The organism is Lactobacillus kefiranofaciens (assembly GCF_014656585.1).
Classification (GTDB): Bacteria; Bacillota; Bacilli; order Lactobacillales; family Lactobacillaceae; genus Lactobacillus; species Lactobacillus kefiranofaciens.
The window spans coordinates 1,443,834-1,468,812 of record NZ_CP061341.1; the positions used below are offsets into that span (position 1 = coordinate 1,443,834).

Sequence of the window (24,979 nt, forward strand, 5' to 3'; positions counted from 1 at the left end):
TTCTTAATTATCCAAATTATTTGCTTGCATCCTTCACTTTAATTGTTGTTTGTACAAATGGAGGATCTGCCTTAGCAACACCTTCAGGCAATACCAAGAAATAATTCTTAACCGTAGAAGAAGTAATTCCCTTTAAATCAATATCAACGTTTAAATCCTTAATCTTCTTTAACGCTGACTTACGCCCATACAAGGTGATTTCATCTTTCTTAGCCGTTACTGAATAAACCTTCTTACTATCTTCATTTTTTGGTTTTAAATTCAATTTAACGGTCTTCTTAGAAAGAGAAACTGGAAGTCTTGCAGTAACAGTAGCTGGATTAATCACGACATTCAGCTGTCGACCCTTCTTATCCTCAGCTATCAACATCACTTGACGTTCATAACTATGATTAAGACCATTAGGTAAGGCAAGTTTAGCGACAATCTGATCAATCTGATCGACTTCCCCTCTTGCACCTGTAATTTCAACTTGTTGCGGATCAACACTAGCTGAGCCAAAATCATACCCACTTGCCACAGCTTTCTTATTATACTCTATTTGTACTGGCATGGTACGAGATTTTCGTCGTTCAATGTCAACATTTACTTGCGCTGGATTAATTGTATAAGATAATTGATTATTAAGCCCGGTCACTTGCACCTTGACGGTTTGCTTACCTGTTTTTTTATTAGTTAAATCAATATACGCACGGAAACTTTGTGTATTAACAGTTGACGTTACCAAAGCATTCGGTCCTTCTAAAGTAACTTTTACTTTTTCAGGATAGCCAACTACATAATATTTATCTGTATCAACCGAAACTTGCAAGGGCACGCTAATTGTTTGCATTTCATTAGCGGTTTGTTTAGTTTTTTTAGGTTCACCTTGAGTAACAAAGCCAGTTTGTGTTGAATCAATATAAACTACTAATAAAATTGCAAACAACAATGAAATGATCATTATAAACCAGCGCTTATTCCAAATATCTTTCATTTGCTTGCACCCCATTTCCAGACCCTGTTAACTACACGGCGAATCCATGGAAGCTTCTTTTCTTCTTTAGGAACTAGCTGGGCATTGAGATACTTTAAATATTCATCTCTAGATAGATCAACTAAGAAACGACCATTTCTAGTAATAGTTACCCCACCAGTTTCTTCTGAAACCACAATTGTGACGGCATCCGTTACCTCAGAGATTCCAACTGCTGCTCGGTGACGAGTTCCTAAACGTTTAGGAATCATTGTATTATCTGACAAAGGCAAATATGCAGCGGCTACAGCGATGCGATTATTATTAATAATCACAGCTCCATCATGTAGCGGCGTATTAGGGATAAAAATGTTAATCAATAACTCGCCCGTGATATCTGCATCTAGTTTAATTCCAGTTTCAATATAGTCATCAAGACCGGTATCTTGTTGAATCGTAATTAATGCACCGATCCGTCTTTTAGACATATATTGAATAGCTTTATCCAGCTCTTGGACCATCTTAACAGATTGAGCGTGGGCACTCTCACCATGTCCGTTAAAAAATGGCGTACGCCCTAGCCGTTCAAGTCCACGGCGAATTTCAGGCTGAAAGATGACAATAATCCCAATCACGGCCCAAGAGACGATCTGATCGACAATATAAGTCAAAGCATGAAGCTGAAGCAATCCAGCAATGATCCTAACGATAAAGATGAAGACAATCCCCTTGGCCAGTTGGACGGCCTTAGTACCACGAATTAACATGATCAAACGATAAACTAAATACCAAATGATCAAAACATCTAGTACTATTGATAAATTATTCCAGGTTAATAAATTAGAGTAATTAAAATGCATTGATGGCTCCTTTCTTCTTTAATTATAACTGACCTATCTCAGCGTGCATACATTTTAAATTCTAAAAACAGATCATTATATTCCTGCGTTTTCTTGGGGCCTAAGTCTTTAAAAACTTGCAAATGCTTAATAGTTTGCTCATTAGGATAAAATTGCCGATTGTCTCTCACTTTTTTAGGTAAAAATCGCTTTGCAGCGTTGTTGGGAGTTGCATAACCAACATATTCCGCATTTTGAGCAGCATTTTTAGGTTCTAACATAAAATTGATAAATTTAAAAGCCGCTTTTTTATTTTTAGCAGTTTTAGGCACGACAAAATTATCAAACCACAAATTAGAACCTGGCTGAGGAACAACATAATGCAAATGAGGATTGCTTTCCATCATTTCATGTGCCTCGCCAGACCACGTAACCCCGATGGCTGCTTCATTCTGAATCATGTACATCTTCATTTCGTCAGAAATAATCGCTTTAATATTAGGTCCTAAACTATTTAGTTTAGTTTGAGCTAGATGCAGTTTTAAACTACTGGTAGTATTCATCGAATAGCCTAAAGAAACTAATGACATGCCCATCGCATCCCTAGCTGAATCAACTAATAAAATTTGATGCCGATATTTTTTAGCCCAGAGATTATTCCAAGTCTTAATCGAGCCTTTTCGGACAAATTTATCATTATATACAATGCCAAGCGTACCCCAGAAATAAGGTATGGAATAGTTATTTCCCTGATCAAATGATTTATGCAAAAAACTTTTACCAATATATTTCATATTTGGAATCTGTTTTTGGTCAATTCGATCAAGCAAATGTGCCTTCCGCATCTTAGTGACCATATATTCAGAAGGAATAGTTAAGTCATAAGCCGTTCCGCCTTGCTTAATCTTGGTATACATCGCTTCATTAGAATCAAAAGTCTCATAAACTACATGATAGCCAGTTTTTTGTTCAAATTTTTTAATTAGTTTGGGATCAAGGTAATCACCCCAATTATAGATAATTAAGTTTTGATGATTTCCTTTAGTAGCTGGCTTTTCTAAATGATGCGACCAACCAGCTAGTCCTAAACAAACCGCGAGAATGATGATGACTGCAATGCTAATCTTTTTCATTTGACCAATCCCCCAATCACGCGATGATTCTTGCGTCTATTCTTTTTCGTAGTAATGAAATAATAAATTCCCACTAAAAGAAGAACAAAGAGAAACATTACCGTACTTAAAGCATTAACTTCTAGATCAATCCCCTGACGAGCTCTAGAATAAATCTCAACTGATAAAGTTGAAAAACCGTTGCCAGTTACAAAGAAAGTTACCGCAAAATCATCAAGAGAATATGTTAGTGCCATAAACATTCCTGAAAAAATTCCCGGCATGATCGTGGGAATTAAAACATTACTGAAAACCTGCCAAGAATTCGCTCCTAAGTCTCGTGCCGCATCAATTAATGACATGTCCATCTCGTTTAAGCGAGGCAGAACCATCAATACTACAATCGGAATTGAAAAAGCAATATGGCTAAGCAAAACTGAACCAAAGTTAAGCCCAATCCCTAAAGCTGTAAAGAAGATCAAAAAGCTAGCCCCAATAATAACATCTGGTGAAACCATGAGGACATTATTCAAAGCTAAGGTAGTCTTTTTGTGAACTTCTTTTTTCATCCCATTAATCGCAATCGCACCCAAGGTGCCAATTACAGTAGCAATTAAACTAGATAAAAGAGCCAGCAAAATCGTTTCTAAAAAGATAGCTAAGAGGCGATTATCTTGAAAGAGAGTCTGATAATGCGCCCAAGTAAAATGCTCAAATTTATTCATATTTTCTCCACTTGAAAAAGAAAAATAGATCAAGTAGAAAATTGGAACATAAAGTAAAACTAAGGTTAAAGAAAGATAGATTCGAGCAATTAAATGTCTTCTTCTCATAAGTCTACCTTCTTTCTCTTCGCTTTTTTACTAGTAAGGAGCATTACCAATACCATCAGGACAATCAAAATTACTCCGATTGTAGCCCCCATGTTCCAATTCATCGTTGTCATAAAATACTCTTCAATCGCTGTACCTAATGTAATAACGCGATTACCACCGATCAAACGAGTCAACATGAATAATGAAAGTGACGGAATGAAAATAGCCTGCACGCCGCTTTCTACGCCAGGTCTTGATAAGGGCCAAAGAACATAACGGAAAGTTTGCCATCTACTAGCTCCTAGGTCCTCAGATGCCTGAATAACTGCCGGATTAATTTCTTTAATTGCATTAAAAATGGGCAAAATCATAAACGGGATCTCAATATAAGTTGCGACAAAAATAAAAGCAAAATCCGTAAATAAAATATTCACCGGTCCGATTCCAAATAAATGCAAAAACTTATTAGCCAAACCGTTGCTTCCTAAAATTCCAATAAAAGCATAAGCTTTAAGCAATAAATTAATCCATGTAGGTAAGATAATTAATAATAACCACAATTGTTGATTCTTCATTTTAGTCAAAAAATATGCGGCAGGATATGAAATCAGCAATGTAATTAACGTAATTAAAAAAGCATACCAAAAGGAATTGATCATCATTTTCAAAAAAGTACCATTTCTGAAGAAAGTAACATAATTATTCAAAGTAAAGTCGTTGCTGCTATTAGTAAATGAATACCATAAAATGAGTAAAATCGGCAAGATTACAAATAAAATAATCCACATTAAATAGGGTATTAAAAAGAAAGCTTTTTTAGTTTTCATTTTCATCCCCCTCATATTTTTCAATTCTGGCATCAAAATCTTTTTGACTTTCATTCAAACGCATAACGTGAATATCCTCTGGATCAAAGAAAAGTTCAATTCGTTGACCCAGTTTTACGCCATTAGTTGAATGGATTAGCCATTCATTTTCGTCAGCATCCATCGCTTTTATTTCAAAGTGATCTCCCAAAAACAGTTGCGTTTGTGCGGTAACCACAATCTTGCCTTTTTCCGGAGCAACAATATCTAAATCCTCAGGTCGAATAACAACTTCTACCTTTTCATTCGACTTAATCCCACCGTCCGCACATTTAAACTGCCGATTGGCAAATTCTACTTCATAATCTTTAATCATCCGACCAGACAGAATATTGGAATCGCCGATGAATCGGGCTACAAAATCATTCACTGGTTCGTCATAAATCGCCACAGGACTACCACTTTGCTGTATCTTGCCATCATTTAATACAAAAATCTCATCACTCATCGACAAAGCTTCTTCTTGATCATGAGTAACGAAGATAAAAGTGATGCCCAATTTCTTTTGAATTGCCCTTAATTCAAATTGCATATCTTTACGCAGACGCTTATCCAAAGCAGATAATGATTCATCTAATAACAACACTTTGGGTTCATTAATAATTGCCCTAGCAATTGCCACTCTCTGTTGTTGACCACCGCTTAATTCTGAAATCTCTCGATTAGCATAACCATCAAGACGCACCATATGCAGCGCTTCTTTAACAGCTGGTTTAATCTCGTTCATTGCTTTCTTTTTTATTTTCAGACCAAAAGCAACATTCTCAAAAACATCTAAATGTGGAAACAGAGCATAATTTTGAAAAACGGTATTAATGTGGCGCTTGGCTGCATCTAAGTTAGTAATGTCTTTACCCGCAAAAAATACCTGGCCACTACTTGGTTGAGAAAAACCTGCAATGATACGCAAGATAGTTGACTTCCCCGATCCACTTGGTCCTAATAATGAATAGAATTTACCCGACTCAATCGTTAAATTAATGTCCCTCAATGCAACGAAGCCATCGTCATATTGCTTAGTAATATGTTTCAACTTAATAATGTCCATATCCATCCCCATATAAAAAATAGCTACAAGTTTTAGTACCTGTAGCTTGTTTCTCGTCAATTATTCTATTTTTCTTTACCGATAATTCTTACTTCAGTATGTAAATCTATGCCAAACTTTTCTTTAATTACTCGTTGAATTAAATGAATCAAATTCAGATAGTCAGTTGCAGTGGCACCGCCCTTATTAACGATAAAACCTGCATGCTTGGTTGAATCCTGTGCCCCACCAATTTTTTTACCTTGCAAGCCAGCCTTAATAATCATTGGTCCTACAAAGTGTCCAGTTGGCCGTTTAAAGACGCTCCCGCAAGATGGATATTCAAGTGGCTGCTTATAACGACGTAGTGCATTTAAATAATGCATTTGGTCTAAGATCTCCAGTCTATCTTTTGGTACTAGCTTAAAGCTAGCAGTAAGTACAATATCACCAGTTTCTTGCACTATCGAATGACGATAAGAGAAGTTCATTTCTTGATTAGAATACGTCTTAAATTCACCACTGCGAGTTAAAACATGAACGCTATCTACAACTTCTTGCATCTCACTACCATATGCGCCAGCATTCATGAAGACACCGCCACCAATACTACCAGGAATGCCTGCGGCAAACTCCATCCCACTTAAGCCATGATGAGCTGCTGCAAAAGCAGTATCAATAATTCGAGCTCCTGCATCTGCAGTTACCTGATTACCTTCTACCTTAATTTCTTTTAATTCAGTTAAGATAATAACTAATCCGTCAATTCCGCCGTCGCGGATGATTAGATTTGAGGCATTACCGATAATCGTTAGTGGAATCTTATCTATGCGAGTAGCTTTCACTAATTTCTCTACTTCAGCAGTATTTTTTGGAAAAGCCAAGTATTCAGCTGGACCTCCTGTTTTAGTAAAAGTATATCTGCTTAATGGAATTTGCTCTTTAATATCAATTCCTTGTTTTTTTAAATCAAGTAATTCCAAAATGAATGCCTCCTTATAGTTTCTTGTCTTATTTTACCGCAGAAAGAGCTTAGCTTCACTAGTAATCATGCTATACTTTAGCAATAAGGAGATTTTTTATGAATTTTATTGCAATGGACTTTGAAACTGCTAACCATTACCCTGAAAGCGCATGTTCACTAGCACTAGTAATGGTTAGAAATAATCAGATCGTTGATCGTTTTTATACAGTAATTAATCCGCAAATGCCCTTTGACGCACGCAATATTCAAGTGCATCAGATTACTGCTGACGATGTTAAAAATGCACCAACAATGGCCGAAGTTTGGCCTAAAATTACGGGCTTATATCAGCCAGGTATGCTAGTTGCGGCTCACAATGCCAGATTTGACACAAATGTTATGCGGCAATCTCTGGCTCGCTACAATATTGAAGAACCGCATTATTTAGTTATTGATACTCTAACGACAAGCAAACGGTTTGAACCTGATTTACCTGATCACAAATTAGACACGGTTTCCAACGCGCTAGATGTTGAACTTTGGCATCATCACAATGCTTTAAGTGATAGTGAAGCCTGCGCGGGTATTTTAATAAATCAAGAAAAACAGTTTGGCGCTGAGCCAATTAAAAATCTAATTTATCAAATTTAAAAAAGATTGGAAAATTCGTAATCCAATCTTTTTACTTTATTCATCATATTCAGTTAGGGCAGCTTTTACCCATTCTTCATTCCGTTTGCCATGTGGATCAAATTTAACTACACGCTTAGTAGATTCCCAGCTGTCATCGACTCTGGTAAGCGTTAATTGAAGATATTCATTAGGCAAATCATTCATCACTAATTGGGGCCACTCAATCACGATCAATCCGGGCTCTGCCAAGTACCCTTCTAAATCGATTGAAGATAAATCATCATCTTCCAAGCGATAAAAATCCATATGAAATAAAGGCAGTCTGGCTTCACGATATTCTCGTACAATTGTAAAGGTGGGACTTTTAACTGGACGCCGAACGCCGAGTTCTCTGCCTAATCCTTGCGTCATGGTTGTTTTCCCGGCACCTAAATCACCATTCAAAAGCAATAAATCATGCGGTTTAGCAGTTTTAGCTAAAGATGCCCCCAATTTTTGCATGCTTTCTGCCGAATTAATTTCTAATTTTGTCATTACTTTTCATCCTTTGCCAGAGCCTGTGCGGCAGTTACAATAGCCAAATCATAAATATCTTGCTCACTACAGCCGCGAGACAAATCATTTACTGGAGCGGCTAATCCTTGCAAAATTGGACCTACAGCAGTAAAACCACCAAGTCGTTGTACCATCTTGTAAGCAATATTACCAGACTGTAATTCTGGAAAAACAAAGACATTGGCATGTCCAGCTACCTTTGAACCTGGAGCTTTCTTTTCACCAACGGCTGGAACAAAAGCAGCATCAAATTGTAATTCACCGTCTGCTGGAATTTCTGGATAATTCTTTTGAAACATTGCAGCTGCATCATGAACCTTGTTTACCATCGGTCCTTCAGCAGACCCCTTAGTTGAAAAGCTTAAGAAAGCAACCTTAGGATCAATTTCAGCCATTTTCGCCGTTTGAGCTGACTGATAACCAATTTCAGCTAATGTTTCTTCATCGGGCTCTATATTAATGGCACAATCTGCAAAGATATATCTTTCATCACCCTTTTCCATCACAAAGGCACCCGACACACGATGCATCCCCTCTGCTGCGTGAATCAATTGCAAAGCTGGCAAAACAGTATTAGCAGTTGAATGAGCCGCACCTGAGACCATACCATCAGCTAGACCCATTTTAACCAACATCGTGCCAAAGTAATTGCCTTTAGCCAATTTTGCCTTTGCTTCTGCAATACTAGTGTTCTTATGTCTAGCTTTAACAAATGCATCAGCCATAGCATCAAGTCCACTATAATTGTTCTGATCATAAATCTTAACGCCGGCAATATCTAGATTATGCTCAGCAGCTATTTTTTTAACTTTGTCCGGATCACCAATTAAAATTGGCTCAACAATGCCATCTTGGTTTAAATTTGACACTGCTGTCAAAACTCTTAAATCATCGCTTTCTGGAAAAACAATCCGCTTCTTGTTTTCGGCTTGTTCAACTTGTTTTTTAAATAATGAAAATACACTCATTTACATACCTCTTATGCTAAATCTGATTTACTTACTGTCTCAGGTAATTGCCAATCAATTGGCGTTTCTCCCAAATTAATTAATGCTGTATTGCAGCGAGAGAACGGCCGAGAACCGAAAAAGCCACGATCAGCTGAAAATGGACTTGGATGGGCTGATTTAATAATAAAATTCTTACTCTGATCAATTAATAGAATCTTATTCTGAGCAAAACGTCCCCACAAGATAAAGACCACCTTGCCTCGTTTGCTTAATGCCTTGATCGCAGCATCAGTGACATCTTCCCAACCTTTACCTTGATGACCATTAGCATGACCATATGGAACAGTCAACACAGCATTTAATAGTAACACACCTTGATCTGCCCATTTCTTCAAATATCCATGATTGACTGGCCGAGCACCCACATCATCGTACAGTTCCTTATAAATATTCTTCAATGATGGTGGCAGCTGCATGCCCGGCATCACCGAAAAACTCATGCCATTAGCTTGTCCTGGATTATGATATGGATCTTGCCCTAAAATAACCACTTTTGTTTGCGCAAAAGATGTTAATTTAAAAGCTGTAAAAATATGATACATATCAGGATAAATCTGTTTTGTAGAGTATTCTTCCTTCAAGAAGTTATGAAGTTCGTGATACTTCTCACTTGCAAAAACTGGATCCAATATCTTGTCCCAATCATTACCGATTAATTCTTTAGCCAAGTCTTACACCCTCTTTTCTCATCCTCTTTATGGTATCATTAATTTAATAGTAATTGGGAGGAAAATTATGATCAAATTAGTTGCTTGTGATTTAGATGGTACACTTTTTAATTCAGAGATGGCAGTCTCCAAAGCTAATGCACAAGCTGTGAAAAATGCACAAAGAGCAGGCATTGAATTTTTAATTGCCACAGGTCGCGGGCCACGTGAATCTAAATCTGTTTTAAAAGATGCTGGTCTACACACAGGTTTTATTAATTTAAATGGCGCACTTGTTTTCAATGAAAAAGGCCAGCTAATGATCAAACGCGGTATTCCAATTAATAAGGCTAAACAATTAGTACAACTTTTTCATCAAGAAGGGTTTTATTTTGAAATTCTTACTGCTAATCAAATTTATACTGAAGATTTAAATCAAAGAATTTCTAATGTAGCTCACCTAATGGTAGATTTAAATCCTTTGCTTAACTTTAAACAAGCTGTAGCTATTTCCGCAGGGAATAAATCAATTTTGAATATGAAGCAAGTTAATAGCTTTGCAGAATTATTGCGAGACCCTCAAATTGAAGTTATGAAGATTATTGCTTTTGACGCTCGAGGATATGAAGCTTTTACCGACGTCAAAAAATCAATCGCAAAAATGGGGAATTTAGTCGTTACTTCCAGTTCTTCCGCCAACATTGAAGTCAATGACTGTAATGCTCAGAAAGGAATTGCACTTCTGGACTATGCTAAATTAAAAGGTATTAAACGAGAAGAAATTGCTGCTATTGGTGATAATTTAAATGACGAGAGTATGATTCGGGAAGCAGGAACCGGTGTTGCTATGGGAAATGCTATTCCAATGATTAAAAATCTTGTACAAGTTGTCACTAAGACAAATAATGAGGATGGGGTAGCCTATATTCTTAATCACTTTATTACTAATAAGAAACAAAAATAGAGGTGATCAAGCATGCTCTTTTGGTTAGAACTTAATCAAGAAAAAGCTTACGGTCAAATTCCCGTAGTAGGAGAAAATGGAAAAGTCCAATATTTTATTCAAGGCAATCTTGATAATCCCAACCATACTTTATATTTAGAAAATATTGCTAAAGATGAAATTGGTCGTTTGTTTACCGATGGGTGTTGGATTATTGCCTCTTTCACGATTGATGTAGTTAATCACTCTCTAGTGGGAATTAAAAAATTGAATACACCTAATACCAATATATTTTATCTTACTCAATTAAAATATATAGTTACTGGCAGCATTAAACGTGGTACCTATACTTTTCGTTCTGGATTCAAAGATGTAGCCGATGTTGAAACAATCGTGGGAGATCATGGAGTAGTATTAGTCTGCGATATTTCCAAACCAGAGGATGTTCCATTCATATTGCTTACCTCAGTATTATTTACACAGTGGCACGTTACTCCGTTAAAGCTTCCTACCTTTCCACCAATCGGAAAAAAGTTTGAAATTAATCCAAATTAGTATTAAAAAAAGCAGTTATGAAAATTATCATAACTGCTCTTCTAGAAAGTGATATAGATATAGATGTATCTTCTGCCATAAAGTTTGTATTTATTAAGTAATAAGGAATTATTAGGCAGAGACTGAATAATGAGGCTTCAATCTGTGTGGATCTCAAGCTCCACTGCTTATTATACTTCCTCTAGGAAAAAATACAAGGGGTTTACTGTTATTATTTTCAATTGACTTTATTTATATGATGCATATTAGCAATAGCTTTTATACCAAAAGGTTATTTAAACACAAAAATAGCTCCTGCCAAATGCAGAAGCTATTTTTATTTTGATATCAAATTAGCCTTGGTAGTTTACCAATTCTAAGTATGATTCAGGCTTAAGTGAAGCACCACCAACTAAGCCACCGTCAATGTCAGGCTTTGACATTAATTCCTTAACGTTAGCTGGTTTTACAGAACCACCGTATTGAATACGAACGTTTTCTGCAGTTTCTTCATTGTACAAGTCCTTAACAGTTTCACGAATAGTCTTGCACATTTCTTCAGCTTGATCTGATGAAGCAGTCTTGCCAGTACCAATAGCCCAGATTGGTTCGTAAGCAATAACAAGTGAAGATACTTGATCAGCAGTAAGACCATCTAAAGCAGCCTTAATTTGACCAACAACCCAGTTTTCTTGCTTGTTAGCTTCACGAGTTTCAAGTGATTCACCACAGCAAATGATTGGCTTCAAGCCATTAGCAAAGATTGCTTTAGCCTTCTTGTTAATGTCTTCGTCAGTTTCGTGGAAGTAGCCACGACGTTCTGAGTGACCAATAATTACATAGTCCATACCCATTTCTTTTAAGACCTTAGGTGAAGTTTCACCAGTGAAAGCACCTTCGTCTTCAAAGTAACAGTTTTCTGCACCGATATGTAAGTTTGAACCCTTAGCAGCTTTTCTCAAAGCATCAAGGTCAACTGCAGGTGCACAAATAAGTGATTCTACCTTACTTGGGTCTGGTAACTTATCCTTAACAGCATCTACAAATTCAGTAGTTTGTTCAGGATTCATGTGTAACTTCCAGTTACCAGCAATAATTGGTGTACGACTCATTAGTCTATTATCTCCTTACCTTAAATTACTTGTCTGAAATACATGCAATACCTGGTAATTCCTTACCTTCAAGGTATTGAAGTGAAGCACCACCACCAGTTGAGATGTGGGTAATCTTGTCAGCAACACCAGACTTCTTAACAGCAGAAGTTGAGTCACCACCACCGATAATAGTTGTTGCATCAGTTAAGTCAGCTAAGGCATCAGCAATTGCATAAGTACCCTTAGCGAAGTTAGACATTTCAAAGGCACCCATAGGACCATTCCAAACAACAGTCTTAGCATCCTTTAAGATTTCCTTGAACTTTTCAACAGTCTTAGGACCAATGTCAAGACCCATCATGTTGTCAGGAATATCGTCACCAACAACCTCACGTGAAGCATCGTTTGAGAATTCAGTTGCAGCTACGTTGTCAACTGGAAGAACGATCTTGCCGTCAGCTTCTTTCAAAAGTTCCTTAGCAAGTTCAACTCTGTCCTTTTCAAACAATGACTTACCAATCTTGTGACCTTGAGCTGCTAAGAAGGTATAAGCCATACCACCACCGATTAAAATGTGGTCTGATTTAGGAATTAAGTTCTTAATTACAGCGATCTTGTCTGAAACCTTAGCACCACCAAGAATAGTTACAAATGGGTGAACTGGGTTTTCAACAGCGTTACCTAAGAACTTGATTTCCTTTTCCATTAAGAAACCAGCTGCAACAGGCTTGCCATCTTTCTTCATAGCAGTAGCAATACCAACGTTTGAAGCGTGGTTTCTGTGAGCAGTACCAAAGGCATCGTTTACGTACATGTCACCAAGACTTGCCCAGTATTCGCCAAGCTTAGGATCGTTACCTGATTCACGCTTACCAAAGTCATTGTCGATATCTTGGAATCTAGTATTTTCAAGAACAACAACGTCGCCATCGTTCATCTTGCTGATTGCTTCTTCAACTTCCTTACCTTCATTTGATGGTACAAAAGTTACAGGCTTCTTAAGAAGTTCGATTAAGCGTTCAGCAACTGGCTTTAATGATAATTCCTTCTTGTCAGCATCTGACTTTACACGGCCCAAGTGACTTAAAAGAATTGCCTTACCACCATGTTCAATGATGTATTTAATTGTTGGAAGTGCAGCAACGATACGGTTGTCATCACCAATAACACCATCTTTAATAGGAACATTAAAGTCCACACGCATTAAGACCTTTTTGCCTTTAACATCAAGATCGTCAACGATTAATTTAGCCATTATAATCCTCCGATTATTTTGATATTTTTCCTTCAAAAAAAGGCGGAAGGAAGAATCTCCCTCCGCCTTCTCAATTACCACTTAACTATAATCAGTTAATGTCAATTAATGATTAAAGAGTAGCAAAGTGTAATAAAGTACGAACCATTTGGCAAGTGAATGAGTATTCATTGTCGTACCAAGCAACAGTCTTAACTAATTGCTTGTCACCTGCAGTAGTTACCATAGTTTGAGTTGGGTCAAAGATTGAACCAGCAGTCATGTTGATAACATCGCTTGAAACAATGTGATCACCGTTGTAAGCGAATGCTGGGCTTTCGTACTTCTTCATAGCTTCGTTAACTTCGTCAGCAGTAACCTTCTTCTTCAAGATTGATACTAATTCAGTTTCTGAGCCATCTGGAACTGGAACACGTTGTGCGTGGCCGTTCATCTTACCGTTCAAGTCAGGCAATACCAAACCGATAGCCTTTGCTGAACCAGTAGTATGAGGAATAATGTTTTCGGCAGCAGCACGAGCGTCTTGTTCCTTACCACTACGAGCAGGACCGTCCAAAGTCATTTGAGTACCAGTGTATGCGTGGATAGTGGTCATAGTAGCAACTTCAATACCGAATTCCTTGTTCAAAGCGTTTGCCATTGGAGCAAGTGAGTTGGTAGTACATGAAGCAGCTGAAACAATCTTGTCGTCAGCAGTCAAAGTGTTTTCGTTTACTGAGTAAACGATAGTCTTCAAGTCGTTGCCGGCTGGAGCTGAGATCAATACACGCTTAGCACCTGCGTCAAGGTGAGCTTGTGCCTTAGCCTTGCTAGTGTAGAAACCAGTACATTCAAGAACAAAGTCAACACCGTCATTCTTAACCCAAGGAATGTTTTTTGCTTGTGGTTCAGCGTAAACACGGTACTTCTTGCCGTCAACAACGATTGAGTCATCAGTTGATGAAACTTCGTGGTTGAAAGTACCATGAGTAGTGTCGTACTTAAGTAAGTAAGCAAGCATCTTTGGAGTAGTCAAGTCGTTGATAGCAACAACTTCGATGTCCTTAGTTTCTTCACCTAAGTCCATAATACGACGGAATGCTAAACGACCAATACGGCCGAAACCGTTAATACCAATTTTAACTGTCATAACCTAAAGTCCTCCTTAAGAACTATAAACAACAATTTATTTTAAACGGGATTTTATTTCCCCTTTAAAATCATATTTGAGGCGCCCTCATCAGTAATTAACCAGGTTTGATGAGGCGCATTAGGCATATAAGCTTTGATTGCCTTGGCTTTTCTAGCACCACAGGCAAAGGCAAATATGTGGGGTATTTTATATAGGTTCTCAAACTGTAATCCAACCTGGGCGATACGGTCGACAACCTTGCCGTTTTCATCGAAAAAACACCCGAAACATTCGGTGACGGCTTTTTTTTCACGAAGCTCAGAGAGCTTAATTGAGTTATAGCCTCTGCGCCGTGCCATTTCTTGAGCTAACCCAATTCCATGAATCACGGCATCACTTTGTGAAATATCTTGTAGAACATCTGCAATCGAGGATTCACGTATTAATGACTTATAAGCATCATCTGATACCTGTTCTGGCAAATATAAAGTCTTATAAGTACCTGACGTCTTAGCAGCCATCTCTTGGACGATTGTATTACTTTGCGTTTCTACATTTTCGCCCAAAGCGCCTCGACCTGGAACAAACTCGAGTTGGCGATTATTTCCTAAACCAGGAGATAAATACCTCGCCGATTTTGCTAAAGATGTTCCCCCTAAGAGGGTAACGATTGAATGACCTAATGGCAAGAGTAAATTCAATGCCGAACTTAATTCTTCCCCCATCTCTTCAAAAACTCGATCCTGTAGATCGGCATTGCCTGAAACAATCAATGTTCTCTCAATGCCGAGTTTCTTTGCTAGTGCAACTTCCGTTTCACCAGCATTGAAAAGACGGTCAAGCAACGGACCTGCATCTTGCAGAGTCTTTTCACCTTTTTCAGTTAAAAACATACCAAAACTTTTTATTTCAATCAAACCTAAATGACTTAAATATTCTGTCTCAGTACGAATATTTCTCTCTGAAAGTCCTAGATGCTGAGCAACACTGCGCCTACCGATTGGAGCGTGCAACGCAATTTGTTCAAGCACAAGATATCTTTGTCGAAGAATCTTTAAGACGTCGGGAACGAGCGCTTCGAGCAAAGAAAAGTCCGAATTCATCGTTCCCTCCTTTCCCTAGGACGTTAGTCGACCATCACTGTGTCACTTGCTGTCCCAGATTGCTTAAAAATATAAGAGAAACGTACAATCATTTAACTTATACATTTTCCACTCGACATTGTTAGTATAACAAGGTATTTTCCGTAATTCAAGAAAAAGATGCGCCAAATTAATTTTTAGTAAATTAAGTAACATAATTTTTATTTACCTTGATTTTTTGATATACTAGCTAGGGTATCATTTGGACCCTTAGTGTAATGGATCGCACATAAGATTCCGGTTCTTAGAATCTGGGTTCGACTCCCAGGGGGTCCATATTAAAAAAGACGAGGTGAAAATCCTCGTCTTTTTTATATAATTTAAACAATAAAAAGAAGCTGTCTAAACGGACAGCTTCTTAATTAATTTAAATTCTAGTCTTTACCTGAAGTTAATTCAGCTCTTTGTGCAAATTGAACATAGAGTCTTGAACCATTTGCTGACATCCCTTCGATTTCACGCTTAGTGTTGAAACGGTAGTGCTTCTTAGCGGTGCCATTTTCACCAACCTTAAAGATATTGTTGTTAAAGCCGATGTAGAAATTACCATTGCCGTAGGCAAAGCCTTGAACTGGTGAATTTGAAACAAATCTGCCCTTAGTTGCACCTACTTCAGTTGCATCCCAGCTGTCGCCATTTCTAGTCAACTTCCAGTATTCATAGTTGTCATAGCCACCATTGTGAAACAACGCATACATAGTGTTGTCACCAACAAAAGTTGCATTGTGGATGTAACGGTTGGAAGCAATTCTGACAGTCCAAATCTTGTTAATCTTCATATCGCTCTTACGGATTTGCAAAACTTCTTCAGATTTAGGACCATTGTTGTACTCATTATCATTAGCTAAAACGTAAATGTAGCTCGATGATGAGCCTAAAGATTGACCGTGACCTAACTTAATATAAGTACTAACCTTAATATTCTTAGCATATGACTTAAAAGTGCCCCAGCGCATTGTGGTCAAGTTTTGAGCTGCATATTTACTCTTCAATGCATTTAAATTGTATGAAACTAAGTGTCCATGTTGGTCATGACTGCTAGTAAACATTGAAGTAGTAAAAATACCATTAGAAACAGTCATTCCTTCTGGGATAACCCCAACTTGCCCCAGCGCATCGCCAGCTTGACCATAACCTAAACTAACGAAACGAGGTTGGAAAAGTCGAGTTCTTAAAGTTAAGCCATTGCTTCTGAAAGTGTTGCTAGTAGTTTCTGAACGGTAATGATGAGCTGCATTCCAGTTTCTAGATGAGCCCTTTGAACCACCATTCCAAGTTTTAATAGTCTTAAAGCCCTTCTTTGGGGTCTTATCTGCAGATGCATCTTGACCATTATAAACTGAAACTTTTACAGAAGCCTTAGCCTTACCATAGCTGTAATTTACTGTTGTTTCCTTAGTACTTACATGTGCTTGTGAAACATACACCTTGCTTGGATCAACTGCAGTACCTTGACTATTAGTTACATAGTTAATTGCATCACGTGTTGGAAATGCATAACTGGAATTTTTAACTAATGAGACTTCGTTTGCTACTGAAATTTTATTTCTAGCAAAAAAGTTTTGATTTACCCAACCCACATCACGGCCATCAACAATAATTCTCCAGAAAGTGCCTTTCTTGGTTGACATCGACTTCTTTGATTGAATTTGACCATGCTTAAAGTACTTAGTTGAAGTAAACTTGCCAGATGGACCCTTCCTAGAAACATTGTGATAAATAGCGTAATTACCATTACCAGCAATCTTAGTAATTGCACGACTATATGTAGCTGCATTAGCTTGATTGCTACTTACTGCTAATCCGCAACTAACTAAAGCTGCACCAACAATAGCTGAAATAAAAAATCTCTTCTTATTTTTCATAAATACTCCTCTTTTAAAAAATTAGATTTATTGACAAAAATCCCATAATACTTAGGTTTTGTAACCGCTTATGTTATATAATTAAAAAGTTCACATAAATGTATTATTAATATAGGGAGAAAATTTATGATTGAATCACAAAATAATCCCAAAAAGATGATGTGGACAACTTTAGCAATGATGGCCTTCTCCACTGTGTGGGGCTTTGGTAACGTTGTTAATGGTTATGTCTACTTTGATGGAACAAGGGTCATCTTCAGTTGGGTTGTAATGTTTCTACTCTACTTTGTTCCTTATGCCCTAATGGTCGGTGAATTAGGCGCCACCTTCAAAAAAGCTGAAGGCGGGGTTTCATCATGGGTTAACGCTACTATGGGTGCCAAATGGGCCTATTATGCTGGTTGGACTTACTGTGCCGTTCATATCGTTTATATTTCAAGTAAAGGTACCGGTGGATTAAGAGCCATGGCCTGGGGAATTTTTGGTAATACTCACTGGTATGACGGTTTGCCTACTGCTTGGACTCAATTTGCTACTTTGGTAGTATTTTTATTCTTCTGCTGGGTTGCTAGTCGTGGTGTACCTGTTTTAAAGAGTCTAGCTACAGTTGCGGGGTCTTCGATGTTCATCATGTCTATTCTTTTTATTATCATGATGTTTGCAGCCCCAGCAATAAATCCACATGCTGGTTTTTATAACATTAATTTTAACTGGAAGAACTTAATGCCTACTTTTAACGTTAAGTACTTTACCTCGCTCTCAATCCTAGTCTTCGCCGTTGGTGGCTGTGAAAAAATTTCGCCTTATGTTAATAAAGTGCAAAATCCAGCCAAAAACTTTCCTAAAGCAATGATGGCTTTAGCAATTATGGTTATGGTTTCTGCAATTTTAGGAACTTTTGCGATGGCTTTAATGTTTGATCCTAAGGTGGTTAACGCTAACCTCAACGAATATATTTCAAACGGTGCATACATGGCCTTTCAAAAGCTAGGCGAATATTACCATGTTGGTGGCTTGTTTATGTACATCTATTCATGGTGTAACGTGATTGGACAATTTTCAACTTTAGTAATCAGTATTGATGCACCACTTAGAATGCTTTTAGGTAGCAAAGAAGCTAAAGCCTTTATTCCTAAGGGCCTGCTTAAGCTTAACAAGCATGGTGCATACATTAACGGTATTTGGATGATCGTAATCTTGTCTGGTGGTTTAATTGCTATCCAAGCCCTTGTACCTAATGCTCAAGCGGTGATGGCTCAATTGGTTAAATTAAATTCAACTACTATGCCACTACGTTACCTTTGGGTATTCGCAGCCTACGTTGCTCTAAGAAAGCAACAAAAGAAATTTGAAACCAGCTATCAAATGACTAAGCATCAAGGCCTAGCCTATACTGCCGGTATCTGGTGTTTCCTAGTTACTGCTGCTTGCTGTATCTTTGGGATTTACTCACCAGATCCATTTACTTTATTCCTAAACATTATCACACCAATTATCTTAATTGTTTTAGGCTTGATTTTACCGGGAATTAAAAAGTATCAAGAATCTAAGGCTAATTAATAATTAGTGCAATAAAAATAGCGGTGCGTGATGCACCGCTATTTTTATTGTAAAAACTAATTACTTAGTTAACTTTTGAGTACTTTCCAATAATTCAGCACGCTGAGCTAAGTTAGTGTAAAGACGATTATTTTCAACTGCAATACCTTCGATCTCACGACCAGTATGGAATTGATAAGTATCTTTAACTTCACCATCTTTGGCAATCTTAGCAATTACATCATTAAATGCTAAATAGAAGTTATCATTCTTAAGATCATAAGCAAAGCCTTGAGTGTAAGTATTTGAAACAATACCAGTCTTAGTTGCACCTAACATAATTGGATACCAGTTATCACCTTTACGGTTGAATTCCCAGTATTCAGTTTGATGCTTATCCTTATTGTAAGTAGTAGTATACATCTTGTGATCATCAACAATTACGCCATTCTTGAAATAACGACCTTCTGAATCATTACCATTCCAGCACTTAAATGTCCAGATCTTGTTGATACACATATCACTCTTACGGATCTGAATCAATTCTTCTGAAGCATTGCTCTTGTAAGAAGTCTTATTATCATTGTTGATTACATAAATGTACTTCTTAGTTGATCCCATTGCCTGACCGTGACCAACTGGAATATATGGACTTACCTTAATATTTTTCACATAAGAATTGAATTTCTTGTGTGACATATCAAGTAAGTATTGCCCATTAAATGCATTAGTCAAATGATTTAAGTTATAGCCTACGATATGACCATTGGCAACGTTTGTCTTGCTTAATAAGCTAGTGTAAAGCCAGCCATTAGACATTGTAATACCTTCTGGAATATGACCTACACGGTTAATTAAATCGTCATCATCAATATCTCTAGCTACACTTAATAGTACTGGCTGGAAGAAACGCGTTCTAAAGGTTAATCTACTACCTTCACTATTGTAGGTATGCTTAGATTTATCTGGGGCAAAATCAGTCTTAGTTACATAATTAGCTGAACTACCATAATATTTCTTCCATGATTTCAAATTACCACTAAATGGCTTAGCCGTGACGCTATCTGCATCAGCAACGCCTTCTTTAGTACTTTTTCTTACAGTTACCTTAACAGTAGCTTTAGCACTACCATAACTATATTTCACATGGTAAGTACCTGGTTCTGAGCAATCAATTCCATCTTCAGAGATAGTAACATCTTGATTGTCAATAACTGTTCCCATATAGTTAGTCACATAACTAATTGCATCGCTAGGGTCAAATACGGAATGACTGTTTCTAACTAAGGTTACAGTCTTAGGAACTGCAATAGTATTTCTAGTAAACCAATTTTGGTTAACGTAACCCACCTTACGGCCATTTACATAAATTCTCCAATAAGTCGCATTACTAGTCTTAATACTCTGATCAGATTGAATATGAGCATATTGATAATTGCTTGCATCCGCAATCTTCTTACCAACTGGCTTACCCTTAGCAATCTTTTTATAAACAGGATAACTCTTGCCGCTACCCACTTTAACCATCAAGTCATAAGAAGTACTGGTCTGTGTAGATGCTTTCTTTTCACTATCTTTTGCTGTGCTATCCTTACTAGTCTTAGTGGTTGAAGTCTTAGCTGCAGACACTGGATTAGCATAACCCATTAACAATCCAACACTGAGTGCTACCGCTGACGTCGCGGTTAAAATTTTCTTCGAATATCTCAAGCCTATCCTCCATACTATAATAATTTATATTTTACTATTTTATTATAATATATAAGAGTAATCTTCTAAAATACATTTTCAATACAAGTGAGCGTCTTTATTTGACACTTTTATTACGAAGTGATTTAATTAGCACTGTACTTGAATGAGTGCTAATTAAACAACGAATTAAAAAATTTAGGAGGCAGATATATGCTAGTACCTACAGTTATTGAACAAACTGCTCGTGGTGAACGTGCATATGACATTTACTCACGTTTGCTAAAAGATAGAATCATCATGCTTAGTGGTGAGATTAATGACCAAATGGCTAACTCCATCATTGCTCAATTGCTCTTCTTGGATGCCCAAGACAACACCAAGGACATTTCCCTTTACATTAATTCACCAGGTGGTGTCATTACTTCCGGTTTAGCCATCATGGATACGATGAACTTTATTAAATCCGATGTTTCCACTATTGCTATTGGGATGGCTGCTTCAATGGCATCCATTCTTTTAACTAGCGGTACCAAGGGCAAGCGTTTTGCTTTACCTAATTCAACTGTCTTGATTCACCAACCATTAGGTGGTGCCCAAGGACAACAGACTGATATCCAGATTGCAGCTAATGAAATCCTGAAGAGTCGGAAGAAGATCAACGAGATTTTGCATGAAACTACTGGTCAACCACTAGAAAAGATTCAAAAAGATACCGAACGTGACAACTACTTAACTGCTGAGCAAGCTAAGGAATACGGCTTAATTGACGATATTATGGTTAACAAGAAAAAATAATTAAATCTTCGTTATTCAAAAAGAGGTTCAAAAATGAACCTCTTTTTTTCTACACCCGCAAATTATCAGCTAATTCATGTAGCTTTTTAAATCGATGATTAACGCCAGACTTAGAAATTGGACCATCAGGCAATTTATCAGCTACTTCCTTTAAGGTCAACTCGGGATGAGCTAATCGAAAACGGGCTAAGACTTGCAACTTCTCTGGTAAATCATCCAAACCTTTTTCCTGTTGAATTAACTGAATGTCTTCCACCTGTTTTGCGGAAGCAGAAGCTGTTTTTTTCATATTAGCTGTATCACAATTTACTAAGCGATTAACTGAATTACGCATATCACGCATGATTCTTAAATCCTCAAAATTAAGCATCGCATTTAAAGCACCAACGATATGCAAAAAGTCGCCAATTTTTTCTGCTTCTTTAAGATAGACGATATATCCACTGCGTCGTTTAATAATTTTAGCATTTAAATAAAAATATTTATTCATTAATGTAGCCAGATCTTCATTATGATCCTCATAGGTTGAATAAATTTCTAAATGATAGCGACTAGTCTCCGGGTTATTAACGCTTCCTCCTGCTAAAAAAGCTCCGCGCAAATAAGACATCGCACCTTCACGAGAATCCATGATTCTTTCGGGAATTCGTGTGACCAAGCCCCTTTCAGAATCCCAAATTCGTAAATTCTTCAGTATTTGTTGAACATCTTGATTTAGACGAACCAAATACTGATTATTTTTCTTTAATTTCATTTTACGCGAAACAATCAATAAAGGCTCAATACCATATGCTACCTTAATCAATTTAAAAATCCTACGGGCAATTGCTGGATTTTCTATAGTAATATCCAAACTAAATTGATGATCGTGTAAATTTAAAACACCGTTCATTCGCAAAAAAGCAGCTAACTCTGCTTTGGCATGCTCTGGATGCATCTCAAGCGAAGTTAGCTCCTTTTTGACCTCACTAGCATAACTAGCCATTATTTTCCTTCATTCTTTTACGTGTCATTGCTTCAAATGCCAAGTTCATAATCTCATGAGCAACTTTTTTTCCATCATGAAAGACCAGGCCATGACGCTGATCAAGAAAATCATCAGTGATTACACGACACTCTTGCTTTCTTAAACCTTTGAAGTCATTTTTTACCGGTTCAAGATAGGCGTCATAATCTTCTGGGTGAAACTTACTCATATCAATTTTAGCCCCATTAACCAAGGCTGTATTGATATAATGACCACCTAAATGATTGTTAATCACTTCAACGTGCTCTGAATCACTAAAATGATCAGTCTCCCCACGTTGAGTCATAATATTACAAATATAAATTACCTCGGCTGGGGTCTCACGAACCGCTTCGCCCAAATTAGAAATCATCAGATTAGGCAAAATCGAAGTAAACAGGCTTCCTGGTCCCAGTACAACTGCATCAGCTTGCATAATTGAAGCCAACACAGGTAAAACGGCTCTAGGTTCATCATCAGAATCTGTATCTGTAACCCACACGCGCTTAATGCGTTTATCTTTAGATGTAATTTCAGTTTCTCCGGATTCTTGGCTTCCATCCACAAATTCAGCATTAAGAGTTAATGGCTCATTAGAAGCTGGAAAAACATGTCCATCAATTTTCATCATTTTAGACAGAGATTGAACTGCATCAAAAATATTACCATGCATTTCATTTAAGGCGGCAATAATCAAGTTACCGATCGCATGACCCGAGAAAAAGGCATCTGAAGAATCAAAACGATATTGGAAAATATCTTTTTCTTCCTGTGGCAAATCACTTAATGAAACTAAGACGTTTCGGATATCACCAGGTGGAACAACGTTGATAAAGTTTCTAATTGAGCCTGATGAACCACCATCATCAGAAACGGTAACAATTGCCGTAATTTCTGCATTTTGATCTTTTAATGCATTCAGAATTACCGGTAAGCCTGTACCTCCACCAATCACAACTACTCGTGGGCGTCTGCCTTTAATTACTCGAACAATTCTGGTTTCTCCATATGGCATCCCCCGCACACCTACTTTCTAATATAACGACTCACTTCACGGTGAGTAATATCAACTGGATATTTTTTAGCTAGATCACGAGCTAATTGCTGAGCAATTGACACGCTGCGGTGCTGCCCACCAGTACAGCCAATAGCAATAGTTAATTTTTCTTTTCCTTCTTTAATGTAGCCGGGAATAGCTGTTTCCAGCAGATCTAGCAGTTTCTTATAGAAGACTTGCGTCTCTTTTTTATTCATTACATAATCAAAAACCCGCTTGTCTAAACCGGTAAATGGCCGCAATTCTGGAATATAAAATGGATTAGGCAAAAAACGCACATCCATCACAATATCGGCATCAATTGGCATTCCATACTTGAAGCCAAAGGACATTACCTCAATAGAAAAAGGCTGACGTTTGCGGTCACTGAACGTATTAATTAATTTTTGCTTTAATTCTTTAGTTGATAAATTTGAAGTATCAATAATATAGTTAGAACGATTCTTAATTGGAGTTAAGATATGTCGCTCTTCTTGAATGCCGTCAAGCAATCTGCCTTTACCATTATTAGCTAATGGTGGCAGACGCCTAGTTTCTTTATATCGAGCAACTAAGACATCATCTGAAGCATCCAAAAATAGAATAGTAGCTTGAACATTGCCATTATCCTCTAATGAATTAACCTCATCCAACAAGTCACGATAAAATGTTTTTACTCGTAAATCGATTACTGCCGCAACCTTATGAAAGTCATTAGAATTATTAATTAAATCCCAAAAACTTCCGAGCAGAGTCGGCGGCAGATTATCAACAACAAAGTAGCCCATATCTTCCAAGGCATGAGCCACAACAGTTTTACCTGCACCACTCATCCCCGTCACAATTAATAATTGTTTCTTTTCCTCAGCCATGGTAATTCCTCCCAGTTAAATTATATCATACCGGGTGTTTCACTAGAGTGCAAAAAAAGAAGCCTTATGGCTTCAATTTTTATGATTAATTAACGATGCATAAATGATACTACAATTTGATTGATTCCAAATACCAATAGCCAAAATGCTACTAACCAGACCAGACTCAATGCAGCTAAGACTGGATTAAAGATTAAACAAACAGCAATAACTAAACTAATGATATTCAAGATTAAATTAAAAATAAAGTAACCCGTTGAAAAATCACGTAAATGCCATGAAAAAGCAATCCCAACAACTGAATCAACAAAGAACCAAATTGCAAACAAATAAGCGATGGTCAAGCCACCAATATCATATGAACATAAGAATAAGATACCAATAATAATATCTAAAATGCCTGAGATAAGTGCCACCCAGCTACGTGAAAAGAATGCACGAAAACGAGAGTATCCTGCTAGCCAAACTAATCCTTGTACAATTGATACAATCCCAAAAATTAATACAAAAGCATGCAACCCCTTGGCTGGATGTCTAAGAAGCAAGAATGCTACAACTACCATCAAGATTCCTGCAATAAAGGCACCCCAGTCAAAGCCGCGATTGTCTCTTGAACTAGAAAACATATCCATTTACTATTCCTCCTTGTTGCCTATTTTACTCTTATTCAAG

Annotated in this window: 25 protein-coding genes and 1 tRNA gene; 6 read left to right on the forward strand and 20 right to left on the reverse strand. The window is 37.3% G+C overall.

Annotated features, from left to right (window positions below; all coding sequences use genetic code 11):
* Nucleotides 1-16: 16 nt before the first annotated feature.
* The 7 genes from ICI50_RS07160 to murB form a co-directional block, all read right to left on the reverse strand.
* Nucleotides 17-976, reverse strand: a complete 960-nt coding sequence (locus ICI50_RS07160) for a CdaR family protein (RefSeq protein ID WP_013854422.1) — start codon at nucleotides 974-976, stop codon at nucleotides 17-19.
* A complete protein-coding gene (gene cdaA, locus ICI50_RS07165; protein ID WP_056941085.1) occupies nucleotides 973-1,815 on the reverse strand; it encodes a diadenylate cyclase CdaA in 843 nt (280 codons plus the stop codon). The genes ICI50_RS07160 and cdaA overlap by 4 nt, the downstream gene beginning before the upstream one ends.
* A 38-nt stretch (nucleotides 1,816-1,853) precedes the next feature.
* Nucleotides 1,854-2,927 carry an ABC transporter substrate-binding protein gene (locus tag ICI50_RS07170; protein WP_095342050.1) on the reverse strand — a complete coding sequence of 358 codons (1,074 nt, stop codon included), beginning with the start codon at nucleotides 2,925-2,927 and terminating at the stop codon, nucleotides 1,854-1,856.
* Nucleotides 2,924-3,739, reverse strand: a complete 816-nt coding sequence (locus ICI50_RS07175; protein WP_013854424.1) for an ABC transporter permease — start codon at nucleotides 3,737-3,739, stop codon at nucleotides 2,924-2,926. The genes ICI50_RS07170 and ICI50_RS07175 overlap by 4 nt, the downstream gene beginning before the upstream one ends.
* Nucleotides 3,736-4,548, reverse strand: coding sequence for an ABC transporter permease (locus tag ICI50_RS07180; RefSeq protein WP_056941083.1), 813 nt, complete (start codon nucleotides 4,546-4,548; stop codon nucleotides 3,736-3,738). The genes ICI50_RS07175 and ICI50_RS07180 overlap by 4 nt, the downstream gene beginning before the upstream one ends.
* Nucleotides 4,538-5,635 (reverse strand): ABC transporter ATP-binding protein, encoded by a 1,098-nt coding sequence (locus tag ICI50_RS07185; protein ID WP_034536155.1) that lies wholly within the window; start codon nucleotides 5,633-5,635, stop codon nucleotides 4,538-4,540. Before ICI50_RS07185 ends, ICI50_RS07180 begins: the two co-directional genes overlap by 11 nt.
* A 65-nt stretch (nucleotides 5,636-5,700) precedes the next feature.
* Nucleotides 5,701-6,597, reverse strand: coding sequence for a UDP-N-acetylmuramate dehydrogenase (murB, locus tag ICI50_RS07190; RefSeq protein WP_013854427.1), 897 nt, complete (start codon nucleotides 6,595-6,597; stop codon nucleotides 5,701-5,703).
* Nucleotides 6,598-6,695: 98 nt separating this feature from the next.
* On the opposite strand from murB, the gene ICI50_RS07195 reads away from it, so the two are divergent.
* Nucleotides 6,696-7,229, forward strand: coding sequence for a 3'-5' exonuclease (locus ICI50_RS07195; protein WP_013854428.1), 534 nt, complete (start codon nucleotides 6,696-6,698; stop codon nucleotides 7,227-7,229).
* Nucleotides 7,230-7,265: 36 nt separating this feature from the next.
* Here ICI50_RS07195 and tsaE read toward each other — a convergent pair whose 3' ends face one another.
* Genes tsaE through ICI50_RS07210 form a run of 3 tightly spaced genes read right to left on the reverse strand, consistent with a single transcriptional unit; the run spans nucleotide 7,266 to nucleotide 9,444 of the window.
* Nucleotides 7,266-7,745 carry a tRNA (adenosine(37)-N6)-threonylcarbamoyltransferase complex ATPase subunit type 1 TsaE gene (gene tsaE, locus ICI50_RS07200; RefSeq protein WP_054640149.1) on the reverse strand — a complete coding sequence of 160 codons (480 nt, stop codon included), beginning with the start codon at nucleotides 7,743-7,745 and terminating at the stop codon, nucleotides 7,266-7,268.
* Nucleotides 7,745-8,734 carry a phosphate acetyltransferase gene (gene pta, locus ICI50_RS07205; RefSeq protein WP_013854430.1) on the reverse strand — a complete coding sequence of 330 codons (990 nt, stop codon included), beginning with the start codon at nucleotides 8,732-8,734 and terminating at the stop codon, nucleotides 7,745-7,747. Before pta ends, tsaE begins: the two co-directional genes overlap by 1 nt.
* An 11-nt stretch (nucleotides 8,735-8,745) precedes the next feature.
* Entirely contained in the window at nucleotides 8,746-9,444 is a 699-nt protein-coding gene (locus ICI50_RS07210) for a uracil-DNA glycosylase (protein ID WP_013854431.1), read from the reverse strand.
* A gap of 67 nt (nucleotides 9,445-9,511) precedes the next feature.
* Here ICI50_RS07210 and ICI50_RS07215 point away from each other — a divergent pair, with 67 nt between their 5' ends.
* Together ICI50_RS07215 and ICI50_RS07220 are read left to right on the forward strand one after the other, a co-directional pair.
* The gene (locus ICI50_RS07215) at nucleotides 9,512-10,387 is read left to right on the forward strand and encodes a Cof-type HAD-IIB family hydrolase (RefSeq protein ID WP_095342049.1); all 876 of its coding nucleotides are present in this window, start codon (nucleotides 9,512-9,514) and stop codon (nucleotides 10,385-10,387) included.
* A 12-nt stretch (nucleotides 10,388-10,399) separates the two neighbouring features.
* Nucleotides 10,400-10,921, forward strand: coding sequence for an LURP-one-related/scramblase family protein (locus ICI50_RS07220; RefSeq protein ID WP_188891405.1), 522 nt, complete (start codon nucleotides 10,400-10,402; stop codon nucleotides 10,919-10,921).
* Nucleotides 10,922-11,253: 332 nt separating this feature from the next.
* On the opposite strand, the gene tpiA is transcribed toward ICI50_RS07220, so the two are convergent.
* The 4 genes from tpiA to ICI50_RS07240 form a co-directional block, all read right to left on the reverse strand.
* Nucleotides 11,254-12,012, reverse strand: coding sequence for a triose-phosphate isomerase (tpiA, locus tag ICI50_RS07225; RefSeq protein WP_095342048.1), 759 nt, complete (start codon nucleotides 12,010-12,012; stop codon nucleotides 11,254-11,256).
* 25 nt (nucleotides 12,013-12,037) lie between these two features.
* Nucleotides 12,038-13,249, reverse strand: a complete 1,212-nt coding sequence (locus tag ICI50_RS07230) for a phosphoglycerate kinase (RefSeq protein ID WP_095342047.1) — start codon at nucleotides 13,247-13,249, stop codon at nucleotides 12,038-12,040.
* A gap of 112 nt (nucleotides 13,250-13,361) precedes the next feature.
* The gene (gene gap / locus ICI50_RS07235; protein WP_095342046.1) at nucleotides 13,362-14,378 is read right to left on the reverse strand and encodes a type I glyceraldehyde-3-phosphate dehydrogenase; all 1,017 of its coding nucleotides are present in this window, start codon (nucleotides 14,376-14,378) and stop codon (nucleotides 13,362-13,364) included.
* A 53-nt stretch (nucleotides 14,379-14,431) separates the two neighbouring features.
* Nucleotides 14,432-15,463, reverse strand: coding sequence for a sugar-binding transcriptional regulator (locus ICI50_RS07240; RefSeq protein ID WP_095342045.1), 1,032 nt, complete (start codon nucleotides 15,461-15,463; stop codon nucleotides 14,432-14,434).
* 243 nt (nucleotides 15,464-15,706) lie between these two features.
* Between ICI50_RS07240 and ICI50_RS07245 the strand changes: the two genes are divergently transcribed.
* Nucleotides 15,707-15,778: transfer RNA gene (locus ICI50_RS07245), tRNA-Arg, on the forward strand.
* A gap of 98 nt (nucleotides 15,779-15,876) precedes the next feature.
* Here ICI50_RS07245 and ICI50_RS07250 read toward each other — a convergent pair.
* Nucleotides 15,877-17,367, reverse strand: coding sequence for an LBA0864 family S-layer associated protein (locus ICI50_RS07250; protein WP_188891407.1), 1,491 nt, complete (start codon nucleotides 17,365-17,367; stop codon nucleotides 15,877-15,879).
* A gap of 126 nt (nucleotides 17,368-17,493) precedes the next feature.
* On the opposite strand from ICI50_RS07250, the gene ICI50_RS07255 reads away from it, so the two are divergent.
* On the forward strand, nucleotides 17,494-18,927 hold the full coding sequence (locus tag ICI50_RS07255; RefSeq protein WP_095342357.1) for an APC family permease: 1,434 nt from the start codon (nucleotides 17,494-17,496) through the stop codon (nucleotides 18,925-18,927).
* Between the two features lie 60 nt (nucleotides 18,928-18,987).
* On the opposite strand, the gene ICI50_RS07260 is transcribed toward ICI50_RS07255, so the two are convergent.
* Nucleotides 18,988-20,616 (reverse strand): SH3-like domain-containing protein, encoded by a 1,629-nt coding sequence (locus tag ICI50_RS07260; RefSeq protein WP_180707430.1) that lies wholly within the window; start codon nucleotides 20,614-20,616, stop codon nucleotides 18,988-18,990.
* A 192-nt stretch (nucleotides 20,617-20,808) separates the two neighbouring features.
* Here ICI50_RS07260 and clpP point away from each other — a divergent pair, with 192 nt between their 5' ends.
* Nucleotides 20,809-21,393, forward strand: coding sequence for an ATP-dependent Clp endopeptidase proteolytic subunit ClpP (clpP, locus tag ICI50_RS07265; protein WP_013854439.1), 585 nt, complete (start codon nucleotides 20,809-20,811; stop codon nucleotides 21,391-21,393).
* 49 nt (nucleotides 21,394-21,442) lie between these two features.
* Here clpP and whiA read toward each other — a convergent pair whose 3' ends face one another.
* From whiA to ICI50_RS07285, 4 genes are all read right to left on the reverse strand, one after another.
* Nucleotides 21,443-22,378, reverse strand: coding sequence for a DNA-binding protein WhiA (gene whiA / locus ICI50_RS07270; protein ID WP_188891409.1), 936 nt, complete (start codon nucleotides 22,376-22,378; stop codon nucleotides 21,443-21,445).
* Nucleotides 22,371-23,414, reverse strand: coding sequence for a gluconeogenesis factor YvcK family protein (locus ICI50_RS07275; RefSeq protein ID WP_013854441.1), 1,044 nt, complete (start codon nucleotides 23,412-23,414; stop codon nucleotides 22,371-22,373). Before ICI50_RS07275 ends, whiA begins: the two co-directional genes overlap by 8 nt.
* An 11-nt stretch (nucleotides 23,415-23,425) precedes the next feature.
* Nucleotides 23,426-24,307, reverse strand: coding sequence for an RNase adapter RapZ (gene rapZ, locus ICI50_RS07280; protein WP_056941078.1), 882 nt, complete (start codon nucleotides 24,305-24,307; stop codon nucleotides 23,426-23,428).
* An 89-nt stretch (nucleotides 24,308-24,396) separates the two neighbouring features.
* Nucleotides 24,397-24,939: an HdeD family acid-resistance protein gene (locus tag ICI50_RS07285; protein WP_013854443.1), complete on the reverse strand. Its 543-nt coding sequence runs from the start codon at nucleotides 24,937-24,939 to the stop codon at nucleotides 24,397-24,399.
* Between the last annotated feature and the right edge of the window lie 40 nt (nucleotides 24,940-24,979).